At 71.7% G+C, this 5,729-nt stretch carries 5 protein-coding genes; 1 reads left to right on the plus strand and 4 read right to left on the minus strand.

What is annotated here, in order from left to right:
- Positions 1 to 183: 183 nt before the first annotated feature.
- Positions 184 to 1,050, minus strand: a complete 867-nt coding sequence (locus AOK18_RS07415; RefSeq protein ID WP_055571148.1) for an acyl-CoA thioesterase — start codon at positions 1,048 to 1,050, stop codon at positions 184 to 186.
- Positions 1,051 to 1,069: 19 nt separating this feature from the next.
- Positions 1,070 to 3,583 (minus strand): DEAD/DEAH box helicase, encoded by a 2,514-nt coding sequence (locus AOK18_RS07420; protein ID WP_055571147.1) that lies wholly within the window; start codon positions 3,581 to 3,583, stop codon positions 1,070 to 1,072.
- A gap of 144 nt (positions 3,584 to 3,727) precedes the next feature.
- Here AOK18_RS07420 and AOK18_RS07425 point away from each other — a divergent pair, with 144 nt between their 5' ends.
- Positions 3,728 to 4,522, plus strand: a complete 795-nt coding sequence (locus AOK18_RS07425) for a metal-dependent hydrolase (RefSeq protein ID WP_055693806.1) — start codon at positions 3,728 to 3,730, stop codon at positions 4,520 to 4,522.
- 72 nt (positions 4,523 to 4,594) lie between these two features.
- Here the strand turns inward: AOK18_RS07425 and AOK18_RS07430 are convergent, their stop codons facing one another.
- Both AOK18_RS07430 and AOK18_RS07435 read right to left on the minus strand, forming a co-directional pair.
- Positions 4,595 to 4,849 (minus strand): type B 50S ribosomal protein L31, encoded by a 255-nt coding sequence (locus tag AOK18_RS07430; RefSeq protein ID WP_055571145.1) that lies wholly within the window; start codon positions 4,847 to 4,849, stop codon positions 4,595 to 4,597.
- A gap of 159 nt (positions 4,850 to 5,008) precedes the next feature.
- Positions 5,009 to 5,479 (minus strand): DUF5709 domain-containing protein, encoded by a 471-nt coding sequence (locus tag AOK18_RS07435; RefSeq protein WP_055693807.1) that lies wholly within the window; start codon positions 5,477 to 5,479, stop codon positions 5,009 to 5,011.
- Between the last annotated feature and the right edge of the window lie 250 nt (positions 5,480 to 5,729).

A 5,729-nucleotide genomic window follows, 5' to 3' on the forward strand; every position in this document is an offset into this window, starting at 1 on the left:
TGGAGCCGGCCGGCCGGCTCCACCGGAAGCAGGCGCGCCCGCGCGGGGCGTTCCGCGCGCTGCTCACCCGGTGGCGCGGCGGGAACCGGGGCCCGGCAGCCCGGGGTCCGGCAGCCCGAGGAGGGGCCGCCCGGCCGGCTGCCGCCCGCCGGTCCGGCCGGCCCGGGTGAACCGCCCGGTGACCTACAGGGCCCGGAACAGGCCCTCCTGGACGACGGACACCAGCATCCGCCCCTCACGGTCGTAGATCCGCCCTCGCGCCAGACCCCGCCCGCCCACGGCGATCGGCGACTCCTGGTCGTACAGGAACCACTCGTCCGCGCGGAACGGGCGGTGGAACCACATCGCGTGGTCCAGCGACGCCATGTCGAAGCCGCGCGGGCCCCACAGCGGTTCCACCGGGAGCCGGACGGCGTCCAGCAGGGTCATGTCGCTGGCGTAGGTCAGGGCGCACGTGTGCACCAGCGGATCGTCGCCGAGCGGGCCCACCGCGCGCATCCACACGGCGCTGCGCGGTTCGGCGTCCTCGACCTCGTCCGGGTCCCAGCGCAGCCGGTCCGCGTAGCGGATGTCGAAGGGCTGACGGCGGGCCATCCGCTCCAACTGCTCCGGCAGCTCGCCCAGATGCCCGCGGATCTCCTCCACGACGGTCGGCAGCGACTCCGGATCCGGGACCTCGCGGGCCGGCGGCAGCTGGTGCTCGAAGCTCCCCCGTTCGGGTTTGTGGAAGGAGGCGGTGAGGGTGAAGATCGTGCGGCCCTGCTGCACGGCGGTGACCCGGCGGGTCGTGAACGACCGGCCGTCCCGTACCCGTTCGACCTGGTACACGATCGGCACCCCGGGCCGTCCCGGGCGCAGGAAGTACGCGTGCAGCGAGTGCACGGGACGGTCGCCCTCCGTGGTGCGGCCCGCGGCGACCAGCGCCTGGCCGGCCACCTGGCCGCCGAAGACCCGCTGCAGCGACTCCTGCGGACTGCGGCCACGGAAGATGTCGACCTCGATCTGCTCCAGGTCGAGCAGGGAGACGAGGCTCTCGGTCGGGTTCGTCATGGGTGCTGGTCTCCCGCCGTCACAGCTGTCCGACATCGGTGACCCGGACGACCGCACGGCCCTCCGCGTCGGAGGCGGTGAGGTCGACCTGGGCGCTGATGCCCCAGTCGTGGTCGCCGTTCGGGTCGTCGAAGATCTGCCGGACCCGCCACAGCCCGTCGTCCGGCTCCTCCTCGATCAGCAGCAGCTTGGGGCCGCGGGCGTCGGGACCGGTGCCGAGCTCCTCGTACTCGTCCCAGTACTTGTCCATCGCCTCCCCCCAGGCGTCGGCGTCCCAGCCGGCGTCGGCGTCCAGTTCGCCCAGCGCGTCCACCTGGTCCAGAGCGGCCAGTTCGACCCGGCGGAACAGGGCGTTGCGGACCAGGACGCGGAAGGCGCGCGCGTTGGCGGTGACCGGCTTGACCTGGTCGGCCTTCTCCTGGGCCTCCTCGGCGGTCATCTCCGCGGGGTTGGCCAGCTGCTCCCACTCGTCCAGCAGGCTCGAGTCGACCTGGCGCACCATCTCGCCCAGCCAGGCGATCAGATCCTGGAGGTCCTCGGACTTCAGGTCGTCCGGGACGGTGTGGTCCAGGGCTTTGAAGGCGCTGGCCAGGTACCGCAGCACGATGCCCTCGGTCCGGGCCAGTTCGTAGTGGGAGACCAGTTCCGTGAAGGACATCGCCCGTTCGTACATGTCCCGCACCACGGACTTCGGCGACAGCGGGTGGTCACCGACCCACGGGTGGCTCTTGCGGTAGGTGTCGTAGGCGTGGAAGAGCAGTTCCTCCAGCGGCTTCGGGTACGTGATGTCCTGGAGGCGCTCCATGCGCTCCTCGTACTCGACGCCGTCCGCCTTCATCAGGGCGACCGCCTCCCCGCGCGCCTTGTTCTGCTGCGCGGCGAGGATCTGGCGCGGGTCGTCCAGCGTGGACTCCACCACGGACACCATGTCGAGCGCGTAGGACGGCGACTCGGGATCCAGCAGCTCGAACGCGGCCAGCGCGAAGGTGGACAGCGGCTGGTTCAGCGCGAAGTCCTGCTGCAGGTCCACGGTGAGCCGTACGATCCGCCCCTCGGCATCCGGCGTGTCCAGCTTCTCGACGATGCCGCCGTCCAGCAGGGACCGGTAGATCGCGATCGCCCGCCGGATGTGCCGCAGCTGCTGCCTGCGCGGCTCGTGGTTGTCCTCGAGGAGGTGGCGCATCGCCGCGAAGGCGTTGCCCGGCCGGGCGATCACCGACAGCAGCATCGTGTGCGTCACCCGGAAACGGGAGGTCAGCGGCTCGGGCTCCGAACCGATGAGCTTCTCGAAGGTCTGCTCCGACCAGGCGACGAACCCTTCCGGCGCCTTCTTGCGGACGACCTTGCGGCGCTTCTTCGGGTCGTCGCCCGCCTTCGCCAGCGCCTTCTCGTTCTCGACGACGTGCTCGGGGGCCTGCGCGACGACGAACCCCTCGGTGTCGAAGCCGGCCCGCCCGGCCCGGCCCGCGATCTGGTGGAACTCGCGCGCCCGCAGCGTGCGCACCCGGTTCCCGTCGTACTTGGTCAGCGCGGTGAACAGCACCGTGCGGATCGGGACGTTGACCCCCACACCCAGCGTGTCCGTACCGCAGATGACCTTCAGCAGGCCGGCCTGCGCGAGCTTCTCCACCAGCCGCCGGTACTTGGGCAGCATGCCGGCGTGGTGCACCCCGATGCCGTGCCGGACGTAACGGGAGAGGTTGCGGCCGAACTTGGTGGTGAAGCGGAAGTTGCCGATCAGGTCGGCGATCCTGTCCTTCTCCTCGCGCGTGCACATGTTGATGCTCATCAGCGCCTGGGCCCGCTCCACCGCCTGGGCCTGCGTGAAGTGCACGATGTAGACCGGAGCCTGCCGGGCCGCCAACAGGTCCGTGAGCGTCTCGGTGAGCGGCGTGTAGCGGTACTCGTAGGACAGCGGGACCGGCCGGGTCGCCGAGCGGACCACCGACGTGGGGCGGCCGGTGCGGCGGGCGAGATCCTTCTCGAAGAAGGAGACGTCGCCGAGCGTCGCCGACATCAGCACGAACTGCGCCTGCGGCAGTTCCAGCAGCGGAATCTGCCACGCCCAGCCGCGGTCCTGCTCCGCGTAGAAGTGGAACTCGTCCATGACGACCTGGCCGACGTCGGCGTTCCTGCCGTCACGCAGCGCGATCGACGCCAGCACCTCGGCGGTGCAGCAGATGACCGGGGCGTCGGCGTTCACGGACGCGTCGCCGGTCAGCATGCCGACGTTCTCGGTGCCGAAGATCTTGCACAGCTCGAAGAACTTCTCCGACACCAGTGCCTTGATCGGGGCCGTGTAGAAGGTGACCTCGTCCCGGGCCAGCGCGGCGAAGTGGGCGGCGGCCGCGATCATGCTCTTGCCCGAACCGGTCGGGGTCGAGACGATCACGTTCGCCCCGGAGACCACCTCGATCAGCGCCTCCTCCTGGTGGGGATAGAGCGTGAGACCGCGTTCCCCCGCCCACGACTCGAAGGCTTCGTAGAGGGCGTCGGGGTCGGCGGTCGGCGGCAGCTGATCGATGAGGGTCACGCCCCCATCTTGCCTGCCACCGGGCCCCGCGCGGGAATCGGATTCGGGTATGAAGATCGCGAAGGCTACGCTGTGTCGCCGGAGGGGCGTCGACGCACCTGGTCAACTGGACAGCGGCACAACCGGAATGGGCGGGTAACGGGGATGATGGGACCAGCACACTCACTGTCGGGTGCCGCGGCGTGGCTCGGTGTGGGAGCGGCGACGACCGCCGCCGGGGAACCGATGCCCTGGCCGGTGCTCCTGGTCGGCGCCCTGATCTGCGCCGGTGCCGCCCTCGCCCCGGACCTGGACCACAAGGCGGCGACGATATCGAGGTCCTTCGGCCCCGTCTCCAAGAGACTGTGCGAGATCGTCGACAAGCTGTCGTACGCCGTGTACAAGGCCACCAGGAAACCGGGCGACCCGCGCCGGTCCGGCGGTCACCGCACCCTCACCCACACCTGGCTGTGGGCGGTCCTGATCGGCGGGGGCGCTTCCGTCCTGGCGATCACGGGCGGCCGGTGGGCGGTGCTGGCCATCCTCTTCGTCCACATGGTGCTGGCCATCGAGGGACTGCTGTGGCGGGCCACGCGAGGGGCCGGCAGCGACGTGCTGGTGTGGCTGCTCGCCGCGACCAGCTCGTGGATCCTGGCGGACATCCTGGACCAGCCGGGTCACGGCGCCGCCTGGCTGTTCACGTCACCGGGCCAGGAGTACCTGTGGCTGGGGCTGCCGATCGTCCTGGGCGCGCTGGTGCACGACATCGGCGACGCCCTGACCGTCTCGGGCTGCCCGATCCTGTGGCCCATACCGGTGGGACGCAAGCGCTGGTACCCGCTGGGCCCGCCCAAGGCGATGCGGTTCCGGGCGGGCAGCTGGGTGGAGCTCAAGGTACTGATGCCCGTGTTCATGGTGCTCGGCGGAGTGGGCTGCGCGGCGGCGCTCAACGTGATCTGAGCCCCGGGCGAGCGGTGGCCGCCGCCGGTGGACGGCCGTGCCGGCGGACGCCCGGCGGCCGCGGTCCTCGGCTCAGCCGGGGCCTTCGCCGCCGTAGCGGCGCTGGAAACGGGCGACGCGTCCCTCCGTGTCCACGGTCCGCGCCCTGCCGGTGTAGAAGGGGTGGCTCTCCGAGGAGATCTCCACCTCCACGACCGGGTAGGTCTCACCGTCGTCCCACTCGATCGTCTGCTCGCTGGTCGCGGTGGACCGGGTCAGGAAGGCGTATCCGGCGGCCCGGTCGCGGAAGACGACGGGGTGGTAGTCGGGGTGCTTGTCCTGCTGCATGAACGCTCCTCGTACGGGGTGGACGATGAGTGCGGCACACGGGGCGGCCGAGCCGCGCGGACCGGATCCCCCGGACGGGCGGAACGGTCCGGGGAGGACTCCGGAGGCCGGTGCCGTCCGGGCGGACGTGACGGCGCGGCGGCCGGGGGAGCGGCGGGGTCAGCCGGGCAGGGTGTCCTCGTCGACGACGTGCACGGCGGCCTCCTCGGCCGAGGCCGCCGCCCCGTCGATGCCGACGTCCGTGGCGACCAGGGCGGGTTCCTCGTCCTCGTGCGCCCCTTCGTCGGGCGCCACGAGCCGGCCGGAGCGCACGGCACCGACCTCGTTGTCCAGGAGCTCGCCGTCGGTGTCCTCGCTGTCACCGAGATCGTCGCCGTCGGTGGCGGCGAGATCGGGCAGTTCCTCGGCGAGCCGCTGGTCCAGGGTCTCGCCCGCCCTGCGCTCCGACGCCGTCACACCGCGGTGCTCCACGGCCCACGGCCGCTCGGGAGGGGACCAGCCCCGGTCGAGGGGGTCGTCGACGCCGTCGTTCTCCAGGGTGTCCTCGGCGTCGAGCAGTCCGGCGTCGTCCTGGATCTCGGACCCGTCGGGCTGGTAGACGTCGTCTCCCCAACCGCCGGCTCTGTTCACGGGGACCTCCAGGGGGTGGGGACGGGGCCGTTCCCGCCGTGGCCCGTCGCGGGCCGCGCCTGCACGGGGCACCGGCATCTCCCGTACCCCCGGACCTCCGGGGCCCCGGGCGTCCCCCGAGCCGGTGCCTGATTCCACCCTTCCACCCAGGTTCGGCTCCGCGCAACGGCACGGTCCGCCCCCGGACGCCGCCGGTGACGGAGCGTGCCGTTGCACGGGGCCGGGCCTGGGTGGAAGGGTAGAATCAGGC

Origin of the sequence: Streptomyces prasinopilosus (assembly GCF_001419695.1) — a bacterium.
Classification (GTDB): Bacteria; Actinomycetota; Actinomycetes; order Streptomycetales; family Streptomycetaceae; genus Streptomyces; species Streptomyces prasinopilosus.

Bases quoted from the DNA above. Each gene is read 5' to 3' on its own strand.
- AOK18_RS07415 (WP_055571148.1), bottom strand. From the start codon at position 1,050: ATGACGAACCCGACCGAGAGCCTCGTCTCCCTGCTCGACCTGGAGCAG.
- AOK18_RS07425 (WP_055693806.1), top strand. From the start codon at position 3,728: ATGATGGGACCAGCACACTCACTGTCGGGTGCCGCGGCGTGGCTCGGT.
- AOK18_RS07430 (WP_055571145.1), bottom strand. From the start codon at position 4,849: ATGCAGCAGGACAAGCACCCCGACTACCACCCCGTCGTCTTCCGCGAC.